Below are 20,124 nucleotides of genomic sequence, written 5' to 3' on the forward strand. Positions count from 1 at the left end.
GGCTCGGAACTCCGGGAACGAGTGGGCCCCGGCAGCCCGAGCCGGTGCGGGTGTCAGAAGAACTCCGACCAGGGCTGGTCCCAGATCTGCTTGACGCACAGGACCAGGAAGAGGAGGCCCGCGATGGCGAGCATGGCGTTGCTGAGGGGGCCGTTGCGCCATTCGCGGGGCGTGCGGGCGGAGTTGAGGAGCCAGACCAGGGTGAGGGCGAGGAAGGGCATGAAGGCGGCACCGAGGACGCCGTAGATGATGATCAGGCGGAAGGGCTGGCCTTCGAACAGCAGGATCATGGGCGGGAAGGTCAGCCACAGCAGGTAGGCGCGGAACGGCCAGGACTTCTCCGGCCGACCGGAGGCGATGGCCTCGCCCGTCGACGGCTTCGCCTTCTTCCGGCCGCGGTTCACGAAGTCGGCGAACATCAGGCTCACCCCGTGCCACACGCCGATCAGTGACGTGAACGAGGTGGCGAAGAAGCCGACCAGGAAGAACTTGGCCGTCGTGGCACCGTACTTGTCCTCCAGGATGTCGCTCAGCTGGATCAGGCCCTTGTCGCCGCCGGCGATCGCGACACCGGCGGAGTTCAGGAGTTCGGCGCCGACGACGAGCATCGCGACCACGAAGATGCCGGTGGTGAGGTACGCGACGCGGTTGTCCAGCCGCATCACCTTCATCCAGCCGGAGTCGGTCCAGCCCTTGGCGTTGATCCAGTAACCGTACGCGGCCAGCGTGATCGTGCCGCCGACGCCGCCGATCAGGCCGAGGGTGTAGAGGACCGAGTCGTCCGCGTCGGGCAGGACCGGGAGCAGTCCGGCGAAGGCGTCACCCAGGTTCGGGACCACCCTGGCCGCCAGATAGACCGTCACCACGAACATGACGCCCACCAGGACCGTCATGACCTTCTCGAAGACCGCGTACCGGTTGAACCAGACGAAGGCCAGGCCCACCAGGGCACAGGCGATGCCCCACCACTCGAGGCCCATCACGTCCGGGAAGAGGGCCTGCAGGGGCAGGGCGCTCGACGACATCGCCGCCGCGCCGTAGACGAAGCCCCAGACGACGACGTAGACGCCGAAGAAGTACGTCGTCCAACGGCCGAGGCTCGCCCAGCCGTCGAACAGGGTGCGGCCGGTGGCCAGATGCCAGCGGCCCGCGGCCTCGGCGAGGGAGATCTTCACCAGGCAGCCGATCACCGCCGCCCACAGAAGGGTGTAGCCGAAGCTGCTGCCTGCGATGAGGGTGGCGACCAGGTCTCCGGCGCCCACCCCGGTCGCGGCGACGACGATGCCGGGGCCGATGTAACGCCAACTGGACTTGCGGGGCTGAGGGCCGGGGCCGTGGGGTGGTGCTCCGGTGTCCTGGATGTTTCCTGTGTTTCCCGTGTTTCCCATGGTGTCCGACATCAGGACCCAGCCGGGGGACGCCCCGCTTCAGCGGGGTGGGGAATGGCTTCTCCGGGCTGCTCTGACCTCAACTGGGTGCACGGATCTGCACTGTTCACCTGTACCGCCTTTCTGTCGAACTAGACCTGTCGCGTGTGTATAGTTGTTACGTGGCCGTGACCAGGAAGGTCCGCCGATTCTCCGGCGGCGTGTACGACCTCGGGCTCCACGTGGTGTGGTGCCCGAAGTACCGCCGTCCGGTCCTGGACGGCCGGGTCGCGGAACGCCTGGATGAGCTGATCCGGGCCAAGGCGGGCGAGCGCGGCTGGGAGATCATCGCCCTCGAGGTGATGCCCGACCACGTGCACCTGTTCGTCAAACACGATGCGAAGTCGTCCGCCTCGTACGTCGCGAACCAGTTCAAGGGCTTCACGTCCCGCGTGCTGCGCGAGGAGTTCCCGCACCTGAGGTCGCGGATGCCCACGCTGTGGTCGTCGTCGTACTTCGCCGCCTCAGCCGGCGCGGTATCGGCGGCGACAGTGGAGAGGTACATCGACACCCAGTGGGAACGCCCCCAAAAGAAGCGGGAGGGGGACGGCTCGTGATCCGCGCCTACAAGTTCCTCCTGCGGCCCACGGCCCGTCAGACGGTCGCGCTGGGCGAGATGCTGCAAGACCACTGCTCCCTCTACAACGGGGCCCTCCAGGAGCGCCGGGACGCCTACCGGCACACTTCGAAGACGACCGTGCGCTACGGCGACCAGTCCGTGCAGCTCAAGGACATCCGGGCCTTCGACCCCGAGCGCCAGGGCCGCTGGTCGTTCTCCTCCCAGCAGGCCACCCTGCGCCGCCTCGACAAGGCGTTCGCCGCGTTCTTCCAGCGTGTCAAGGCAGGCCGGACACCCGGATACCCCAGGTTCAAGGGCGTCGGGCACTTCGACACCGTCACCTTCCCGAAGGACGGCGACGGCTGCCGCTGGGACTCCACCCCGCACGATGCGCAGACCCGCGTCCGCCTCCAGGGCATCGGCCACGTCCGCGTGCACCGGCACCGCCCGGTACGCGGCCGGGTCAAGACGATCAGCATCAAGCGGGAAGGAAGGCGCTGGTACGTCGTCCTCTCCTGCGACCAGGTGCCCGCCGAGCCGCTGCCCGCCACGGGCGGCATCGTCGGCATCGACATGGGCGTGACGCACTTCCTCACCACGTCCGACGGCGAGCACCTCGCCAACCCGCGCTTCCTCAAAGCGGCGGCAGACGAACTGTCGGCCGCGCAGCAGCACCTGGCGGCGTTCCCCCAGCGCACCCGCCGACGCACCAAGAAGCACCGTGCCGCCGCCCGGAAGGTCGCCAAGCTGCACGCGAAGATCCGCAGGCAGCGCCTGGACCATGCGCACAAGACCGCGCTCACCCTCGTCCGCGACCACGACGTGATCGCCCACGAGCGGCTGAGCACAGCGGGCATGACCCGCGCACCCGAGCCCAAGCCCGATCCGGGAACCCCCGGCGCGTTTTTGCCCAACGGGTCCGCCGCCAAGGCCGGTCTGAACCGCAGCATCCTCGACGCGGGTTGGGGCATCTTCCTGGGAATCCTGGCGCAGAAGGCTGAAAGTGCCGCTCGCCGCGTGATCCCGGTGGACGCTCGCAACACCTCCCGCACCTGCCCGTCCTGCGGGCACACCGCGAAGGAGAACCGCGCCACCCAGGCGAGGTTCGCATGCACAGCGTGCGGCTTCACCGCGAACGCGGACCACGTCGGTGCGACGAACGTCCTCAACAGGGCCGGGCTGGCCCTCTGCGCGGCGGCATAGCCACCGACGCAGGAAGCCCGCGCGTTTACCCGTGGGTGGAGTCACGAGGGCAAGAAAGCCGATGGAGGTCGGTCGGACAAGGGGGCGTGCGGGGATCTTCACTGGATGTACCTGGTCGAGTGACCAAAGGGTCAAACGGTCGACCGACATGACGGTATTGACCTGATCATGTCATGCGCGCAGGATTGCGGCACCGCACATCGCATCAGGCACGTCGCCATGGACAACCCCACCTCCCACAAGGAGACTTCATGCGACTTCGCACACGCGGCAGACGCTCCGCCGTGCTCGCCGCGCTCCTCGCCCTCGCCCTCGCCGCGCCCGTGTCGATGACGGCCACTCAGGCCGACGCCGACAGCGCGGAGCCGGTGGCGGCCTCGGCCGACGACATCCGCCAGTACGAGATCCATCAGCGCACGACTCCCGTGACCCGTACGGAGATCCAGCGGGCCGGGGTCACCGTGGACGAGGCCGACGAGGAGACGGTGGTCGTCTCCGGCCGTGCGGACCAGATCCGCAGCCTGCGCCAAAAGGGTTATGAGGTCACGCCGTTGGGCGCCGCTCCCGACCGCTCGACCGCCGCCGACGGTCTGCGGCTGTTCGACTTCCCCTCGGCCGACTCCCGGTACCACAACTACGCCGAGATGAACGCGGAGATCGACCAGCGGCTGGCGGCGTACCCGAACATCATGAGCAAGCGGGTGATCGGCCGCTCCTACCAGGGCCGGGACATCGTCGCCATCAAGATCAGCGACAACGTGACGGCGGACGAGAACGAGCCCGAGGTCCTGTTCACCCACCACCAGCACGCGCGTGAGCACCTGACCGTGGAGATGGCCCTGTACCTGCTGCGCGAACTCGGCGCGGGATACGGCAGCGACTCGCGGATCACCGACATGGTCAACGGCCGGGAGATCTGGATCATCCCGGACCTCAACCCGGACGGCGGCGAGTACGACATCGCCACCGGCTCCTACCGCTCCTGGCGCAAGAACCGGCAGCCCAACTCCGGCTCCTCGTACGTCGGCACCGACCTGAACCGCAACTGGAACTACCGCTGGGGCTGCTGCGGCGGCTCCTCCGGCTCCACGTCCTCCGAGACCTACCGGGGTTCGGCTCCCGAGTCCGCGCCCGAGGTGAAGGTCGTCGCCGACTTCGTGCGCAGCCGGGTCGTGGGCGGGGTGCAGCAGATCAAGGCAGGCGTCGACTTCCACACGTACAGCGAGCTGGTGCTGTGGCCGTTCGGCTACACCTACTCCGACACCACGACCGGGATGACGGCCGACGACCAGGCCGCCTTCCGGACGGTCGGTCAGAAGATGGCGGCGAGCAACGGCTACACGCCGCAGCAGTCCAGTGATCTGTACATCACGGACGGGTCGATCGACGACTACCTGTGGGGCACGCACAAGATCTTCGGCTACACCTTCGAGATGTATCCGAGGTCCTCGTCGGGCGGCGGCTTCTACCCGCCCGACGAGGTCATCGAGCGGGAGACGTCCCGGAACCGGGACGCCGTCCTGCAACTCCTGGAGAACGCGGACTGCATGTACCGCTCCATCGGCAAGGAGGCACAGTACTGCCGCTAGCGCGGCCCGACCCCGGTGCCGCGGAGCGGCGCCGCCCGCCGTGAGAAGGCGTGGCGCCTACTCCACGGGGGCGGTATCGGACTTGGACTTGGACTTGGACTTGCTCTTGTCGGCCTCCGACTCCGGCTCGTTCACGCCGGCGCCCGGCTTGGACTCGTCCAGGTCGGGCGCCGGCGTGGACTCCCCGGCATCGGCGTCCGGCGCGGACTTGCCCTTCTCGGCCTCCGACTCGGGCTTGTCCGCGTCGTCGGACGCGTCCACGTCGGCGCCCGCGTCAGACGCGTCTGCGTCGGTGGCGTCCGCGTCGGGCGTCTCCGGCTCGGCGGCCTCGTCGTCGAAGTAGGCGTCCAGGACCGCGTCCAGCTCCGTGTCCCACTCGGCGAAGCGGCTTCGGGACGCGGCCTCGACCTCCAGCGGGTACCAGCGCCTGTCCGTGGTGTGGACGGTGACCGTGTAGCGCTTGCCGAAGCGGGCGGTCTCCGTCTCCACCGCGCCGATCTCGTCCCAGCGGAACTCGCACTCCTGGTCGTCCAGGCGGAGCCGTACGCCACTGTGGTCGGCGACGATCCTGGCTCGGCGGTCGGACGCCTCGAAGACCGGGCCGTCGGGGACGGGCTCCTCCTCGGAGGCGTCGGAGGCGTCGGAGGCGTCGGACTGATCAGAAGCGTCTGAGGCGTCGGCGACCTCGGGCTTCTCCGGTGAGGTCTTCTCCTCGGACTCCGCCTCCGTGTCCGCGTCCGCCTGCTCCGACGCCGCCTTCGAGTCCTCCGGCTCCACCTCGTCCTTCACGCCCGCCTTGCGGCCGGACGCGGGGGCGGTGAGCCCGGGGATGAAGGCCGGGTCGAATCCGGCGCCTTCCAGGGGCTGGCTGCTCGAACCTATGCGCTGCTCCACACCGGAGGAGTATGGTCGACGATCCTGTGCGGGACACAGCCAGCCCCTGTTTTCGTTATCAGACGCCTACATGGGACCCACCGTTCGCACCAATCGGACAATGATCCGACAGGACGCGCGGGCCGGATTCAGCGGACCGGAGTCGGCAGGCCGGGTCAGACGACCAGGCTGAGCGCCGCCGCGACCACGAAACCGGCCACCGACAGGACGCTCTCCAGCACCGTCCACGTCTTCAGCGTGTCCCGCTCGCTGATGCCGAAGTACTTGGCGACCATCCAGAACCCTCCGTCGTTGACGTGCGAGGCGAAGATGGAGCCCGCCGAGATGGCCATGATGACGAGGGCCACGAACGCCTGGGAGTAGTCCCCCTCGGACAGCAGCGGGGCCACGATGCCCGCCGTCGTGACGATCGCCACCGTCGCCGAGCCCTGCGCGACCCGGAGCACCACGGAGATCAGGTACGACAGGACGATCACCGGCAGCCCGACGTCGTTGAACGTGTCGGACAGCGCCTGGGCGACCCCGCTCCCCTTGAGGACCGCGCCGAAGACCCCGCCGGCGCCGACGACCAGCAGGATGTTGCCGACCGGCTTCAGCGAGGACGTCGAGACGGTCTCCAGGGACTTGCGGGACCAGCCGCGCCGGATGCCGAGCAGGTAGTACGCCATGAACAGGGCGATGGTGAGCGCGACGAAGGGGTGGCCGAAGAACTCGACGACCGAGCGCAGCGTCGACTCCTCCAGGGCGATCGAGGAGAAGGTCGCGGCGAGGATCAGCAGGAGCGGCGTGCCGATGATGCCGAGGACCGTGCCGAGCGGCACCGGCGTCTCCCGCGGCTCGACGCCCGCGGCGCGCTGCTCGTCGAGGACGGCCTGCTTGGACTCCTCGGCGGCCTCGACCATGTCCTGCGGTACGGCGACGAAGATCCGCTTGCCGATCCAGGCGGAGTAGACCCAGGCGGCGACGACGGCCGGGATGCCGGTGACGACGCCCATGAGGATGACCCAGCCGAGGTCGACGTCGAGCAGTCCGGCGGCGGCCACCGGGCCGGGGTGCGGGGGCAGGAAGGCGTGGGTGACGGACAGGCCCGCGAGCAGCGGCAGGCAGTAGAGCAGGATCGACTTGCCGGAGCGCTTGGCGGCGGCGTACACGATCGGCGCGAGGACGAAGATGCCGACGTCGAAGAAGACCGGGACACCGAAGATCAGGCCGGTGACGCCCATGGCGAGCGGGGCCCGCTTCTCGCCGAACACGCCGAGCAGCCGCGAGGCCAGTACCTCGGCGCCGCCGCTGACCTCGAGGATCGCGCCGAGCATGGTGCCGAGGCCGATGATGATCGCGACATGGCCGAGGATGCCGCCCATTCCCGACTCGATGGTGGACACCGCGTCCGAACGCTGGACCGTGCCGAAGAGTTCGGTGACCGACAGGCCCGCCATCAGGCCGACGGCTATGGAGACGCCGAGCAGCGCGACGAAGGGCTGCACCCGCGCCTTGATGATCAGGAAGAGGAGCAGTGCGATGCCGATGGCGGCGACGGTCAGCAGACCGGCGGTGCCGTCGATCAGCAGGAGCAGCCCTCCGGTGTGCGGGGGCGCCTCGGCCGCGGCGCCGGCGGCGAGCGAAAAGGGTGGCTGGGACAGTCGGGACATTCGGGGGGTCCTCTGCTTGAGCACACGGAGCTTTTGGGCATGGGGGACCGCGGCACGGCGTCCCGGGGGTGGTGGACGCCGTGCCGTGGCAAAGAGGTGTGAGGTTGAGCGAAAGGGTGAGCGCGCGTCAGCCCAGTACGGCCAGTGCGTCGATCTCGATGAGGAGCCCCGCGGGCAGGCCGACGTAGACGGTCGTGCGCGCGGCGGGCGGCTGGGTGAGGCCCTGCTCCTCGAAATAGGTGTTGTAGATCTGGTTCATCTCGGCGAAGTGGTCCACGTCGGTGAGGTAGACGCGGATCATCATCGCGTCGTCCCAGGTCGCGCCGCCCTCTTCGAGGATCGCCTTGACGTTGGCGAGGGTCTGGAGGGTCTGCTCGCGCAGGGTGGGACCGGCGGGTGTGGGCGCCTTGCCCTCCTCTGCGGGGAGGAACCCGACCTGGCCGGCGACCTGGAGGATGTTGCCCTTCCGCACGCCGTGGGAGAACTTCGCGGGTGGGGTGGTGTGGGTCTTCGGGGTGAGCGCGATCTTGTCGGTCATGCGGTTTCCCTGTCGGATCGTTGCACGGGCGTCCTGCCGGAGTACTCGCCGCTGATCGCGTCCGCGGTGCGGCGGACCAGCGGGAGCAGGGTGAGGAGTTCGTCGGCGGTGACGACGACGTTCGGCGCGGAGACCGACATCGCGGCGATCACCCGGCCGTCGGCGCCGCGGATCGGCGCGGCGACGCAGTTGATGGACTCCTCGTGGCCGCCGAGGTCGGTGGCCCAGCCCTGTTCGCGCACCTTCTCCAACTCCCGCAGGAAAGCGGTCGGGTTGGGTGTCGAACGGGACGTGTACATGGGGTAGTCGAGCTGCTCCGCGAGGGCGCGGCGCTCGGGCTCGGGCAGGTCGGCGAGGAGCAGCTTGGCCACGGCGGCGACGGTGATCGCGACGGGCTTGCCGATCCGCGAGTACATGCGCACCGGGTAGCGGCTCTCCACCTTGTCGATGTAGAGGACCTCGTTCTCCTCGTACACGGCGAGGTGCACGGTGTGGCCGCACCGCTCGTTGAGGCGGGCGAGGTGGGGGTGGGCGATCTCCCGGACGTCGAGGTTCTCCATCGCCTCCTGGGCGAGGGCGAAGAGGCGGGCGCCGAGCCGGTAGCGCTGGTCGGACTGGCGGTAGACGAGTCCGTGCTCGTGCAGGGTGCGCAGCAGCCGCAGCGCCGTGGATTTGTGCACGCCCAGGCGGTCGGCGACCTGCCCGAGGTCGGCGGGGCCCTCGGCGAGCAGCGGCAGGATGCTCAGCGCACGGTCGACGGTCTGGCTCATGGGGTGTGTCCCTCCTCCTCGGCCCGGTCCGCGTGGCCCGCGTCCGGGTGCGCGCCCGCGGTGTCGGTCTCGGTCCAACCGGGGCCGAGACGCAGTCTCCCCCACGCCGGGTCGTCCAGGGCGGCCAGCCGGTCGGCCAGGTCGCGGGCGGGGGGCGCGGCGAGGTCGCCGGAGGTGGTGAGGGCGGCGGCGGCAGCGAGGTGGCCGTGCCGGAGCCTGTCCCGCACGGGCAGGGCGCGCAGGGTGGCGGAGAGGAACCCGGCGGCGAAGGCGTCGCCCGCGCCGACGGCGGCCACGACGTCCACGTCGAGGGACGGGACGAAGACCGCGGCGCCGGTGTACGCGGCGCCGGTGCCGTCCCCGCCCGGGCCGTAGGCCGTCGCGCCGCGGCCGCCCTGCTTGACGACCAGGATCTCCGGTTCCGGCAGCGCCTCCCGTACGGCGGCGGCGTCCCGCAGGCCCCAGGCCTCGCGCGCCTCGTCCTCGCCCACGAAGACGATGTCGGCGCCGCGGGCCAGTTCCAGCAGTACCTCGGGGCCGTGGGCGGCGCTGTCGCGCCACAGCCCCGGCCGGTGGTTGACGTCGAAGGAGACGAGCGGGCGGCCGGGGCGGCGGGCGGTCAGCTCCCGCATGAGGTCCAGGCAGCCGGCGGAGAGCGCGGCGGTGATGCCGGACAGGTGCAGGACGCGGGCGGCGCGGGCGGCGGCCAGGTCGACGGTGTGGGGGGTCATCGCGGAGGCCGCGGAGCCGGCCCGGTAGTAGGCGACCTCGTGGGCGTCGGTGGCGCGGTCGCCGGCGGTGCGGAAGTAGACGCCGGTGGGGCGGTGCGGGTCGCGCCGGACGTACGACACGTCGACGCCGTACTCCCCGACGGCCCGGACGAGGTGGTCGCCGAAGCCGTCCTGGCCGACCGCGCTGATCCAGCGTGCCGGGTGTCCGGCCGCCGCGAGCACGCACGCGGTGTTGGACTCCGCGCCGCCGATGGCCCGTTCGAAGGAGGGCACGTCGGCGAGGGGGCCCGGCCGGGAGGGCAGGAACGTCACCATGGACTCGCCCAGCGCGACGACGTCGACTACCTCCACGACGTCGGGGGCGGTGCGGGGTCCGGTGGCGGTCACGATGGCGGGGCTCCTCGGCGTGGCGGGGCGGTGGCGGGCGTCCACGGCGTCGTCCGCGGCGGTCGCGCGGGGCGGTTGCGTGGGCGGTTGCGGTGGTGGCGGGGACGCGTTTCCGTTGACCCCGCGTGGCCGAGATGTTAGACAGCCGTAAGCGACATACGCAATGAGTGTTGCAGAGAGTGCAACACGCCAGATCAGGGAGGCTCTGATGGTCCTCGACCCCGGCTCCGACAGCTACCAGCACCTCACCGAGGAACGCGTCGACCACCGTTTCAAGGGCCTCCCGCCGGACGCCGCCGGGCTGACCGTCGGTGAGCTGGCCGCCCAGCGCCGCAACCTGTTCACCGGCGGTTTCACCACCCCGGTGCTCGCGCTGTCCGCCGAGCGCCTGGAGCACAACCTGAAGCTGATGGAGACGTACGCGGCCCGGCACGGCCTCGCCTTCGCCCCGCACGGCAAGACCTCCATGGCCCCGCAGCTCTTCCGGCGCCAGATCGAACACGGCGCCTGGGGCATCACGCTCGCGGTGCCGCACCAGGCGCGGGTGGCGCGGGCGTTCGGTGTCCAGCGGATCTTCCTGGCCAACGAGGTGGTGGACGCGGCGGCCCTGCGCTGGGTCTCCGGCGAGCTGGACGCCGACCCGGACTTCCGCTTCGCCTGCTACGTCGACTCCGTGCGCGGCGTCGAGCTGATGGACGCCGCCCTGACCGGGTCCGCCCGCCCGGTGGACGTGGTGATCGAGCTGGCCGCCGGTGAGGGTGCCCGGACCGGGGTGCGCACGGAGGCGGAGTGCGCCGCCGTCGCCGACGCGGTGGCGGGCGCGCGCGGTCTGCGGCTGGTCGGGGTCGCCGGGTACGAGGGCGAGGTGCCGGACGCCGACCCGGAGCGGGTGCGGGCGTGGCTGCGGCGGCTGGTGGCCCTGGCGGTGGACTTCGACAAGGCGGGCCGGTTCGCGGACCTGGACGGGATCGTGGTGAGCGCGGGCGGCAGCGCCTGGTTCGACGCGGTGGCCGACGTCTTCGCCGAGATCCCCGAACTCTCGGCTCCCGTGCTGAAGTTGCTGCGCTCGGGCGCGTACGTCTCGCACGACGACGGGCACTACAGCGCGGTGACGCCGTTCAACCGGGTGCCGGAGGAGGGCGCGCTGGAACCGGCGTTCCGGCTGTGGACGCAGATCGTGTCCCGCCCGTCCGCCGAACAGGCCTTCGCCAACGCCGGCAAGCGGGACGCGGCCTACGACCTCGACCTGCCGTTCGCCCAGGTGATCCGCCGGGACGGCACCGAGCGCCCGGCGACCGGCGTCTCGGTGGTCTCCCTCTCCGACCAGCACGCCTGGCTGCGCACCACCCCGGAGACCGACCTGGAGGTCGGCGACTGGCTGGGGCTCGGGCTGTCGCACCCGTGCACCTCGTTCGACAAGTGGGTACTCATTCCCGTGGCGGAGGCGGACGGCACGGTGGTCGACTACATCCGCACGTTCTTCTAGGAGGGCCGGGGCATGGAAGAACTCGTCATCCGGGACGCCGACGTCGTGGACGGCTCCGGCGACCACGCCTACCGCGCGGACGTGGTCGTCGACGGCGGCCGGATCGTCTCGATCGTGAAGGAGGCGGCGGCAGCGGGCTGTCAGCGCCCGAAGGCCCGCCGCGAACTGGACGCCGAGGGCCTGGTCCTGGCCCCCGGCTTCATCGACATGCACGCGCACAGCGATCTGGCGCTGCTGCGCGACCCCGACCACAGCGCCAAGGCGGCGCAGGGCGTCACCCTCGAAGTACTGGGTCAGGACGGCCTGTCGTACGCGCCGGTCGACGACCGCACGCTCGGCGAGGTGCGCTCGGCCATCGCCGGCTGGAACGGCGGCGGGGACGACATCGACTTCGACTGGCGGTCGGTGGGCGAGTACCTGGACCGGCTCGACGCGGGCATCGCGGTCAACGCCGCGTACCTGATCCCGCAGGGCACGGTCCGTGCGCTCGCCGTCGGCTGGGAGGACCGGGAGGCGACCCCCCGGGAGCTGGACCGGATGCGGCAGTTGGTCGCGGAGGGGATGGAGCAGGGCGCGGTCGGCATGTCGTCGGGGCTGACGTACACGCCCGGCATGTACGCCAAGGAGGCCGAACTCACCGAGCTGTGCCGGGTGGTGGCGCGGTACGGCGGCTACTACTGCCCGCACCACCGCTCCTACGGCGCGGGCGCGCTCGAGGCGTACGAGGAGATGGTGGCGCTCACCCGGGAGGCGGGCTGCGCGCTGCACCTGGCGCACGCGACGATGAACTTCGGCGTGAACAAGGGCAGGGCGCCCGAGCTGCTGGCGCTGCTGGACGAGGCGCTGGCCGCCGGCGCCGACATCAGCCTCGACACGTACCCGTACACGCCGGGCTGCACCACCCTCGTCGCGATGCTGCCGAGCTGGGCGAGCGAGGGCGGCCCGGAGGAGACGCTCAGGCGGCTCGCGGACGACGGGACGGCCGAGCGGATCCGGCACCATCTGGAGGTGACCGGCTCGGACGGCTGCCACGGCGTGCCCATCGAGTGGGACACCATCGAGATCTCCGGGGTGGGCGACCCCGCGCTCGGCGAGTACGTGGGCCGCACGGTGCGGGAGTCGGCCGCGCTGCGCGGTCAGAGCCCGTGGGCCCTCGCGCGTGAGCTGCTGCTCAAGGACAGGCTGGCCCCGTCGATCCTGCAGCACGTCGGTCACGAGGAGAACGTGCGGGCGATCATGCGGCACCGGGTGCACACCGGCGGCTCGGACGGCATCCTCCAGGGCGCCAAGCCGCACCCGCGCGCGTACGGCACGTTCCCGCAGTATCTCGGCCGGTACGTGCGGGAGTTGGGCGTGCTGTCACTGGAGGAGTGCGTCGCGCACCTGACGTCGCGGCCGGCCGCCCGGCTGCGGCTCGCGGACCGCGGACTGGTCCGCGAGGGGTACCGGGCCGACCTGGTGCTGTTCGACCCGCGGACGGTGGCCGCGGGCTCCACCTTCGAGCAGCCCCGGGCGCTCCCCGTGGGCATCCCGTACGTGCTGGTCGACGGGCGCTTCGTGATGGAGGACGGACGGCGCACCGACGTCCTGGCGGGGCGGGCGGTCCGCAGGTCTCCCCGCTGACCGCCCGCCCGCGCCGGGCGGGTCACGGCTTGGGCAGGGTGCAGCCGCCCGCGTACAGGTCGAGCTTGCCGTCCGGGCCGAAGCAGGCGGTGAACGGGTAGGTCTGCTGGGCGTAGTTGATGCCCCGGCGGACCGTGACGGCGCCGTTCTCGTCGACCTCGCACGGGTTGTTCATCGTGCAGCGCCCGCCGTCCGTGTTGCCGGTGTTGTTGACGGCGACCACCTTGCCGGTGGCGTCGTCGACGACCGGCGAGCCGGAGGTGCCGCCGATGGTGTTGCAGGCGGGGGTGTAACGGACCGAGTCCTTGAAGGTCCAGCCCGCCTCCTTCAGCCGGTACGCGAACCCGTCGACGGCGCAGGTGTAGATCCGCTTCCAGTATCCGGAGGGCACACTGATGGCCGTGCCGGCCGCCGGGCGGGTGTCGGCGAGCGTGAGCGCGTCGATGCCGTACGCGCTCTTGATCTGCGCGTACGTGGTGCCGAGGCGGTAGACCGCCGCGTCGGTGTCGGTCATCGTCGCGTAGACCAGCCGGTCGGCGCGCAGGGTGGCGACCTTGGCGCCGGAGGCGTTCAGCAGTCCGAAGCTGCGGCTGGACGCCCGGTCGACGAGCACCTCGCCGGCCCCGGGGAAGCCGCTCTCCAGGCAGTGGCCGTTGGTGAGGACGAGCGCGGGGTCGTCGGCCGCCGAGTCGGGCATGCGGACGACGGAGCCGGAGCAGTTGCTGAGCGAGACGGTGCCCGCGAGGTTCACCGCCCCGGCCCGCGGCGCGGTGAGTCCGGCCACGGTGTCCGTCACGGTGGAGACGACGCCGTCGACCACACCGTTGACGGCGTCCGGCACCGCGGTCGAACCCGCGCCCGCGTCGGCGCCCGTGGCCGTGTCCGCGCCCGTGGGGGTGGGCGCGGCGGCGGCCGCGGGCGTCGCTCCGGCCGCGGCCAGGGCCAGGGCGCAGAGCGCGACGACGAGAGGTTTTCTCATGTGGGGGGTCCCCTCTTGCGACGGAGGTGGCCGGATTCCTCCGACCACCCACAGGATTGTCATGTGCATTTTCAGCACGCCCGTGTCGAGGGGGCAAGCCCTTGTTTCCGGTCGGTAGGTTCACGGGGCCGCCCGGCCTTCACCTGCGCCTACCTGGGCCCCTTCGGGCCCCCCTGACCCCATCCGGGACGGTCGCGGGAGTTGCCCGAGCCAGGGTCTCCCGGACCGGCGGAGGGGGAGGCGGCCGGCGTGGGGAGGGTCGGTGTGGAGGTGGTGGAGGAGCCGGCCGACGACCCGGACGGTGTGCCGTCCGCCCGCCCGTCCCCGCCGGAGACACCGGGACCAGGGGCACTGGAGCCCTCCCCGCCGCCGGAGTCCTCACCGGCGGAGTCCTCACCGGCGGATTCCTCACCGGGTGACGGACCGTCGGAGGGGGCCGCGCTCGTGGCGGGCGGGTCGTCACCGGTCGGCACGGTGGGCACGGAGTCCTCCGCCGCCGGACGGGTACCGTCCTCCACGCCCGGAGAGCCACCCGGGGAAGACCCCGAGAGGGAGAACCCGGCGACCAGCGCCGCCACCGCCACCGCCCCCAGCGCACCGGCGGCCACCACGCCCCGACGCGAACCCCGGGAGCCGGAGCCCGGACCGAAGCCGGGGAGGCGGGCGTGCCGGCCCGCGCCCCGCCGGGCTCCCCCGGCGCCGGACCCGTCGGCGGCCGCACGCTCCTCGCCGCCCCCGGGCCCCGACTCCGAGGCGGGAGCGGGCTCGGGCACCACGCCAGGACGGGGCGGGCCGCCGACCACCGGTGGCAGTTCGCGGGTCTCGTCGTACGCGTTCTGCCACCCGTGCGCGGTCGCCGGATCGGTGTACGCGTCGTACGCCGGGGGTGGGGCGGCCGGGGGGAGGTACACGTTCGGCGGAGCCTGGGGCTCCTGAGCGTCGTACCCCCTTTGGACCTCGTGAGAAGGCTGGGACATGGCTGCGGATTGTAAGGAGGCGGGTGCCCGCGGGGACAGCAGGCGGACATAAACACCCGAATCCGCCCGTCTCACGTGACGGATGACACGGCACGGGGCGTTACCGGGCCGTAAGCTCCCAGCATGCAGGTGATCCAGTCGACCAAGCTCGCCAACGTCTGTTACGAGATCCGGGGCCCGGTGCTCGAGGAGGCGATGCGGCTGGAAGCTGCCGGTCACCGCATCCTCAAGCTGAACACCGGCAACCCGGCCGCGTTCGGCTTCGAGTGCCCGCCCGAGATCCTCGAGGACGTCCTGCGCAACGTGTCGTCGGCACACGGCTACGGCGACGCGAAGGGGCTGCTGGCCGCGCGCCGGGCGGTCGTCATGCACAACCAGACCCTCGGCATCGAGACCGACGTCGAGCACGTCTTCATCGGCAACGGCGTCTCCGAGCTGATCGTGATGGCGATGCAGGCGCTGCTGGACGACGGCGACGAGGTGCTCGTACCCGCGCCCGACTACCCCCTGTGGACGGCCGCCGTCTCGCTCGCCGGCGGCACGGCGGTGCACTACCGCTGCGACGAGCAGTCCGACTGGATGCCGGACCTCGCCGACATCGAACGCAAGGTCACCGACCGCACCAAGGCGATCGTGATCATCAACCCGAACAACCCGACCGGCGCGGTGTACGACGAGGCGATGGTCAAGGGCCTGACCGACATCGCCCGCCGCCACAACCTGCTGGTCTGCTCGGACGAGATCTACGACAAGATCCTCTACGACGGCGCCGTCCACACCCCCACCGCCTCCGTCGCCCCCGACCTGCTCACCCTCACCTTCAACGGCATGTCGAAGGCGTACCGGGTGGCCGGCTACCGGGTGGGCTGGATGTCGGTCTCCGGACCCCGCGCGCACGCCGACTCCTACATCGAGGGCCTGACGATCCTGGCGAACATGCGCCTGTGCGCGAACATGCCGGGCCAGCACGGAGTGGTCGCCGCGCTCAGCGGACGCCAGACGATCAACGACCTGGTGCTGCCGGGCGGCCGACTGCGCGAGCAGCGGGATGTGGCGTACGAACTGCTGACCCAGATCCCGGGCGTGACCTGCGTGAAGCCGAAGGGTGCCCTGTACCTCTTCCCGCGCCTCGACCCCGACGTCTTCAAGATCAGGGACGACCGGCAGATGGTCCTGGACCTGCTGCGCAGCGAGAAGATCATGGTCGTGCACGGCACCGGCTTCAACTGGACGGAACCCGACCACTTCCGGGTGGTGACCCTGCCGTCGGTCGACGACCTGCGGGACGCGGTGGGCCGGATCGCCCGTTTCCTGGACGGCTACGGCCAGCTCTGACGGGGTGCGCGCTCACCCTGTGTGTCTAAACTGTCCGATCTTGTGAGCGACTCAACTTTAGACGAAATCCAAGCTAGGATGGTTTCCTGTCAGCCCTCAGGAGGCCATCCATGTACGAACCGATCCGCAGCAAGTCGGTCCACCGCACGATGGCCGGCACCCCCCACGACTTCCCCCACCGCTCCCGTGAGGAAGAGCTGGACATCCAGCTCGCGGGCCATCTCGCCGCGCTGCTCGCCGTCACCGACGAGCTGCGCTTCGCGGCGCCCTCGGCCGATCTGGACACCGCGGCCGAGCGGCTCGCCGAGCAGGTGACCCGCCTGCGGGGAGGACGTAAGCCGGCCCGCGCGTCGGCGACCACGAGGGGCCGCCGGGCGAACGCCACGGCCCTGCACCGACAGGCGCACGCCCGCGCGGGCCGCGCCCTGGTCGTCGCCGCCTCCCGCGCCGACACGGTGGCCGCGATTCTGGCCGCCGAACGGATGGACGCGCACGCCGCGGCCCTCGAGCCGCGCGAATTCGCGTCCCGCTGAGCCCACCGGGCTCCCCCATACGGCCCCGGTCCGCGTGCAACCCGCAGCGACGCGCGGACCGGGCGCCACGCACCGCGCACCCCGACGGGGCACTCCGGGCAACCCGCCCGGGGCGCCCCGTCGCCGTTCCCCCGCGGCATCGGCCTGCCTGCACGGGCGGGCCCGCGCACTCCGACGCGCCCGCCGTGCGGCGGATCTCCGGCAGCGCCGAGTGAAGCGCGACCGAGAGAACGAAAAGGGGCGAAGTGACTGCTTTTCGGTGGGGTGAATTCCCTGAATGTCCTTGGGCTTGACGAACTCTCGATCCGTTGGTCAATAATGCGCCCGCGCACCCGCTAGCCGGCCTTTCACCTGCTCGCGGGCGGCGGAACGTAGCCGGCTTCCGGGCCTGATACGTAGACGGCAGGCCTTCTGTGGGGTCTGGTCATCACACTTCCGACTTGGAATCGACTCGGGTTCGCACATCCGCGCCGGCTTCCACTGATGTGCTGAGCGGGCTGCGGCAGGACTCACAGCAGTCCCAGTCCCAGAAAGGCTGGAACCGGATGTCGGTCCCCCCTCCGCCGAATCCTCACGAGCCGCCCGGCCCGTGGCCCCGTCCCGAACCACAGTGGCATCCGATGCCCCCGCCCGCGCCACCGGCGTTGAACGGCCTGGCGGTCACCTCCCTGGTGACGTCGCTGCTCTGCCTCGCACCCCTGGGGCTGGTCTTCGGCTGTATCGCGCTGTGGCAGATCCCCAGACGGAGACAGCGGGGCAAGGGCCTCGCGATCGCCGGTGTCTCCGTCTCCGGAGCGATTCTCCTGCTGGCCGCCGTCGTCATCCCGGTCGTCGACTTCAGGGTCTGGACGCCACCCGCTCGCAGCGACAGCGGCGACGTCACAAAGCCGGGCTGGACCACCATCCAGTCGATCCGCGCCGGTGACTGCTTCACCCCGCGTGGCGGGCTGACGAAACCGGGGACGCCGCCGCTGGGCGGAAGTGTGGAACTGATCCCCTGCGACATGCCGCACCGTGCGGAGGCCTACGCTTCCTTCACCCTCCCCGAGGGTGACTTCCCGGGGCTCGACGGCATCACGGCGACCGCCTGGCCACAGTGCGCGAGGCTCTTCATGGACTACGCGCTCGATTCGATGGCCTTCGGACGACTGCAGACCTACTACTTCCATCCCGACGAGAAGGGATGGGCGGCCGGGCGGCGCACCGTAATGTGCTGGGTGGCCCGGCCGGACAACACCGAACTCGACGTCTCGGTGCGCGGGGACGCCTCCGATCTGGACGCCGCCCAACTGGAGTTCCTCGCGGCGATGAAACCGCTGAACACCGCCGGCGCACTCCGCCCGGCGAAGAGCCCGCAGCAGGACCTCGCCGGCGCCACCGCCTGGGCCGGAGACATGGCTCAGGCACAGGCCGAGACCATCCGGCTGCTCAAGGACGCCGACCTTCCGGGCGCGGAAGCGCCCACCGGCCGGCTCGTGGCGGAACTCGAAGCGGGACTGCCCTTCTGGCAGCAGGCAGCCAAGGCACCCGACGCCGACGCCTTCCTCAGCCATCTGCGGTCCGTCGACCGGCACAACGGAGAACAGCACCACCGCCGGATACGCGGCCTGCTGGATCTCCCCCTGCCCCCGTCCGAACCGACCCAGGGGCTCGAGCGCACCGCCGTCTCCGCTCCTGACCCCCACCGACGAGCTCCTCACCCTCCGGGACCGCCCCTCATCACCCGGACCGTCCTCGAGGGCGACCTCGGGCCCGGGCAGTGAGCGGGAGGGGACCTCGGCCTCCGCGCCCGGGCTGGAGTGACTGCACGAGCCCGGCATGACCCTGACGACGCATGACGAGTGAAAAGGTTGTACCGGTTCCCGCGGGACATCGTGTGGGATTCCGCACGTCCGTGACCCGTGATGCCTCCGCGACCGGATCCGCTTGATCTGATGGGGGACGGGCGGGAGCTCTCCCCCGAATCGAGTGGAGGGGGAGCGGTCCTGTGAGTGATGTGAGCGATCGACTGCCGTGTGCGGAGGACATGCGGGCATGCGCAGGGTCCTTCGTCAGTCGCGTCACCGCCCGCAAGCGGCTCCCGCTGGACTACTCCGTGGCCAGCCTCCGTCTCGTCGATTTCCTGGTCGACGGGCTGCGCAAGGACGGCGTGGACGAGGCGCGGGTGAGCGGTGCGCTGCTAGGGCTCGGGGCGTACGTCGGTGAGGTGCTGGTCCGCCGTGCGGACGCGCAGTGGGTCGACTTCGACGCCGACCAGCGGGCCTACTTCGGGCAGCCGGTCGGCGTACGGATGCCGGACGGGCGGGTGTGGAACCCCCTCGGCAAGGTCCGCAACTGCTTCGCGGCGGGCAGCTCGCAGGAGTCGCTGCGCACCTTCTACCTGACCCTGCACGGACGCGGCCGGCGTACCGCCGCCTGACGCCACCCGGTCACAGCCGGCACGTCGGTGCCGTCCTCGTCCCTGACCCCGTAGCGCCCGCACCCGGCCGCCCACCACTCGGGTGCGGGCAGGGAACTCCGCGTCAGCGCACGTCCGCCGGAAGCTCGATCTTCCCCTGATACGGGCCCCGGTTCGCCTCGCTGACCTTCTGCTCGAACGTGATGTCCTGGCCGTTGTACGGAATCAGAAAGCCGAACTCGAGACGGTGGCCCTCGATCCGGTACGACGTCGCGTCCAGGACCAGCACCTCCTCCAGGCCGGAGAGCGTCAACTGCCCGTCCTCGACCGGGACGCCCGCCGCGCGGAGCTGCTCGGCCGTCGGTTCGAACTCGCGCTCGGCCTTCTTCGCCCACGCCCGGTCCTGGACGGCGCTCAGCTTCTGCTCGCCGCTCACGACACGGAGTTCGACCGTGCCGCCGCCCTCCGTCTCGGTCACCTTCACCTCGCCGTCGGCAGCCCGCGCGTACATCCGGAACTCGTCGACGACCGCGATCGGGTCCTCGACCTTGTTCCGCATCTCGGGGTCGACGGGAGACACGGCCTTCCAGCCGGCCGAACCCTCCTTCAGATACCCCGCGTCGCCGACGACGTAGAGCTCCTCGGTCTTCTTCGTGCCCTTGCTGCTGGTGCTGACGCCCTGCGAGTGCAACGCCGCCCGCTCGACGGCACGCCGAAGGGTGCCCTCGTAGGTCGCCGCGCTCTTCTGGCCCTGGAGCGTCAGCCCCTCCTCGCCCGTCACGGAGAAGGCCCAGGCGGGCTCCTCGGCCATCGCCTCCTCGGCGAGGTCGAGGAAGTCCTCCGCGGACTCGGGCGCCCGGGGCTGCTCGGACACCTCGCGGGCAGGCGACGAGGCCACCTCCTGGGTCTTCGCGTCGTCCGTCTCCGCGCCGCACGCGGCCAGCGTGAGGGCGACCGGGAGGGCGAGCGCGGCGGTGCGTCCGGGACGAGTTCGCATGGACCTTTTCCTTACGTCACGACGGGGCGCGGAATGTACAACAGCG

The 20,124-nt window shown here is 71.0% G+C and carries 17 protein-coding genes and 1 pseudogene; 9 read left to right on the forward strand and 9 right to left on the reverse strand.

What is annotated here, in order from left to right; genetic code table 11:
* Positions 1-53: 53 nt before the first annotated feature.
* Positions 54-1,400 carry an Nramp family divalent metal transporter gene (locus JL475_RS07335; protein ID WP_202276560.1) on the reverse strand — a complete coding sequence of 449 codons (1,347 nt, stop codon included), beginning with the start codon at positions 1,398-1,400 and terminating at the stop codon, positions 54-56.
* A 155-nt stretch (positions 1,401-1,555) separates the two neighbouring features.
* Between JL475_RS07335 and tnpA the strand changes: the two genes are divergently transcribed.
* The 3 genes from tnpA to JL475_RS07350 all read left to right on the forward strand — a co-directional run bounded on the left by tnpA (position 1,556) and on the right by JL475_RS07350 (position 4,778).
* Positions 1,556-1,984: an IS200/IS605 family transposase gene (gene tnpA / locus JL475_RS07340; RefSeq protein ID WP_202276674.1), complete on the forward strand. Its 429-nt coding sequence runs from the start codon at positions 1,556-1,558 to the stop codon at positions 1,982-1,984.
* The gene (locus tag JL475_RS07345; protein WP_202276562.1) at positions 1,981-3,189 is read left to right on the forward strand and encodes an RNA-guided endonuclease TnpB family protein; all 1,209 of its coding nucleotides are present in this window, start codon (positions 1,981-1,983) and stop codon (positions 3,187-3,189) included. The genes tnpA and JL475_RS07345 overlap by 4 nt, the downstream gene beginning before the upstream one ends.
* Before the next feature lie 251 nt (positions 3,190-3,440).
* Positions 3,441-4,778 carry a M14 family metallopeptidase gene (locus JL475_RS07350; RefSeq protein WP_202276564.1) on the forward strand — a complete coding sequence of 446 codons (1,338 nt, stop codon included), beginning with the start codon at positions 3,441-3,443 and terminating at the stop codon, positions 4,776-4,778.
* 324 nt (positions 4,779-5,102) lie between these two features.
* Here JL475_RS07350 and JL475_RS07355 read toward each other — a convergent pair.
* From JL475_RS07355 to JL475_RS07375, 5 genes and pseudogenes are all read right to left on the reverse strand, one after another.
* Positions 5,103-5,672: pseudogene (locus JL475_RS07355) on the reverse strand (hypothetical protein); the annotation flags it as partial.
* 155 nt (positions 5,673-5,827) lie between these two features.
* Positions 5,828-7,324 carry a GntP family permease gene (locus JL475_RS07360; protein WP_202276566.1) on the reverse strand — a complete coding sequence of 499 codons (1,497 nt, stop codon included), beginning with the start codon at positions 7,322-7,324 and terminating at the stop codon, positions 5,828-5,830.
* 127 nt (positions 7,325-7,451) lie between these two features.
* On the reverse strand, positions 7,452-7,862 hold the full coding sequence (locus JL475_RS07365) for a RidA family protein (protein WP_202276568.1): 411 nt from the start codon (positions 7,860-7,862) through the stop codon (positions 7,452-7,454).
* Entirely contained in the window at positions 7,859-8,632 is a 774-nt protein-coding gene (locus tag JL475_RS07370) for an IclR family transcriptional regulator (RefSeq protein WP_202276570.1), read from the reverse strand. Before JL475_RS07370 ends, JL475_RS07365 begins: the two co-directional genes overlap by 4 nt.
* The gene (locus JL475_RS07375; protein ID WP_202276580.1) at positions 8,629-9,750 is read right to left on the reverse strand and encodes a sugar kinase; all 1,122 of its coding nucleotides are present in this window, start codon (positions 9,748-9,750) and stop codon (positions 8,629-8,631) included. Before JL475_RS07375 ends, JL475_RS07370 begins: the two co-directional genes overlap by 4 nt.
* A gap of 208 nt (positions 9,751-9,958) precedes the next feature.
* Here JL475_RS07375 and JL475_RS07380 point away from each other — a divergent pair, with 208 nt between their 5' ends.
* Together JL475_RS07380 and JL475_RS07385 are read left to right on the forward strand one after the other, a co-directional pair.
* Positions 9,959-11,236 (forward strand): amino acid deaminase, encoded by a 1,278-nt coding sequence (locus tag JL475_RS07380; RefSeq protein ID WP_202276581.1) that lies wholly within the window; start codon positions 9,959-9,961, stop codon positions 11,234-11,236.
* A 12-nt stretch (positions 11,237-11,248) separates the two neighbouring features.
* Positions 11,249-12,859: an amidohydrolase family protein gene (locus JL475_RS07385; protein WP_202276583.1), complete on the forward strand. Its 1,611-nt coding sequence runs from the start codon at positions 11,249-11,251 to the stop codon at positions 12,857-12,859.
* A 22-nt stretch (positions 12,860-12,881) separates the two neighbouring features.
* Here the strand turns inward: JL475_RS07385 and JL475_RS07390 are convergent, their stop codons facing one another.
* Both JL475_RS07390 and JL475_RS07395 read right to left on the reverse strand, forming a co-directional pair.
* Entirely contained in the window at positions 12,882-13,838 is a 957-nt protein-coding gene (locus JL475_RS07390) for a serine protease (RefSeq protein ID WP_202276585.1), read from the reverse strand.
* 149 nt (positions 13,839-13,987) lie between these two features.
* Positions 13,988-14,815 (reverse strand): hypothetical protein, encoded by an 828-nt coding sequence (locus JL475_RS07395; RefSeq protein ID WP_202276587.1) that lies wholly within the window; start codon positions 14,813-14,815, stop codon positions 13,988-13,990.
* 123 nt (positions 14,816-14,938) lie between these two features.
* On the opposite strand from JL475_RS07395, the gene JL475_RS07400 reads away from it, so the two are divergent.
* From JL475_RS07400 to JL475_RS07415, 4 genes are all read left to right on the forward strand, one after another.
* A complete protein-coding gene (locus JL475_RS07400) occupies positions 14,939-16,150 on the forward strand; it encodes a pyridoxal phosphate-dependent aminotransferase (protein WP_202276589.1) in 1,212 nt (403 codons plus the stop codon).
* Positions 16,151-16,260: 110 nt separating this feature from the next.
* A complete protein-coding gene (locus tag JL475_RS07405; protein ID WP_202276591.1) occupies positions 16,261-16,683 on the forward strand; it encodes a hypothetical protein in 423 nt (140 codons plus the stop codon).
* Positions 16,684-17,303: 620 nt separating this feature from the next.
* Positions 17,304-18,446 carry a DUF4190 domain-containing protein gene (locus JL475_RS07410; RefSeq protein WP_237406466.1) on the forward strand — a complete coding sequence of 381 codons (1,143 nt, stop codon included), beginning with the start codon at positions 17,304-17,306 and terminating at the stop codon, positions 18,444-18,446.
* A 263-nt stretch (positions 18,447-18,709) separates the two neighbouring features.
* Positions 18,710-19,102 (forward strand): hypothetical protein, encoded by a 393-nt coding sequence (locus tag JL475_RS07415; RefSeq protein WP_202276594.1) that lies wholly within the window; start codon positions 18,710-18,712, stop codon positions 19,100-19,102.
* Between the two features lie 103 nt (positions 19,103-19,205).
* On the opposite strand, the gene JL475_RS07420 is transcribed toward JL475_RS07415, so the two are convergent.
* On the reverse strand, positions 19,206-20,078 hold the full coding sequence (locus tag JL475_RS07420) for a hypothetical protein (protein ID WP_202276596.1): 873 nt from the start codon (positions 20,076-20,078) through the stop codon (positions 19,206-19,208).
* Positions 20,079-20,124: the final 46 nt, after the last annotated feature.

This window comes from Streptomyces sp. M2CJ-2 (assembly GCF_016757295.1).
Lineage (GTDB): Bacteria > Actinomycetota > Actinomycetes > Streptomycetales > Streptomycetaceae > Streptomyces.

Bases quoted from the DNA above. Each gene is read 5' to 3' on its own strand.
- JL475_RS07395 (WP_202276587.1), bottom strand. From the start codon at position 14,815: ATGTCCCAGCCTTCTCACGAGGTCCAAAGGGGGTACGACGCTCAGGAG.
- JL475_RS07380 (WP_202276581.1), top strand. From the start codon at position 9,959: ATGGTCCTCGACCCCGGCTCCGACAGCTACCAGCACCTCACCGAGGAA.
- JL475_RS07415 (WP_202276594.1), top strand. From the start codon at position 18,710: ATGCGGGCATGCGCAGGGTCCTTCGTCAGTCGCGTCACCGCCCGCAAG.
- JL475_RS07385 (WP_202276583.1), top strand. From the start codon at position 11,249: ATGGAAGAACTCGTCATCCGGGACGCCGACGTCGTGGACGGCTCCGGC.
- JL475_RS07405 (WP_202276591.1), top strand. From the start codon at position 16,261: ATGTACGAACCGATCCGCAGCAAGTCGGTCCACCGCACGATGGCCGGC.
- JL475_RS07410 (WP_237406466.1), top strand. From the start codon at position 17,304: ATGCCCCCGCCCGCGCCACCGGCGTTGAACGGCCTGGCGGTCACCTCC.
- JL475_RS07370 (WP_202276570.1), bottom strand. From the start codon at position 8,632: ATGAGCCAGACCGTCGACCGTGCGCTGAGCATCCTGCCGCTGCTCGCC.
- JL475_RS07335 (WP_202276560.1), bottom strand. From the start codon at position 1,400: ATGTCGGACACCATGGGAAACACGGGAAACACAGGAAACATCCAGGAC.
- JL475_RS07365 (WP_202276568.1), bottom strand. From the start codon at position 7,862: ATGACCGACAAGATCGCGCTCACCCCGAAGACCCACACCACCCCACCC.
- JL475_RS07360 (WP_202276566.1), bottom strand. From the start codon at position 7,324: ATGTCCCGACTGTCCCAGCCACCCTTTTCGCTCGCCGCCGGCGCCGCG.
- JL475_RS07390 (WP_202276585.1), bottom strand. From the start codon at position 13,838: ATGAGAAAACCTCTCGTCGTCGCGCTCTGCGCCCTGGCCCTGGCCGCG.
- JL475_RS07420 (WP_202276596.1), bottom strand. From the start codon at position 20,078: ATGCGAACTCGTCCCGGACGCACCGCCGCGCTCGCCCTCCCGGTCGCC.
- JL475_RS07400 (WP_202276589.1), top strand. From the start codon at position 14,939: ATGCAGGTGATCCAGTCGACCAAGCTCGCCAACGTCTGTTACGAGATC.
- JL475_RS07350 (WP_202276564.1), top strand. From the start codon at position 3,441: ATGCGACTTCGCACACGCGGCAGACGCTCCGCCGTGCTCGCCGCGCTC.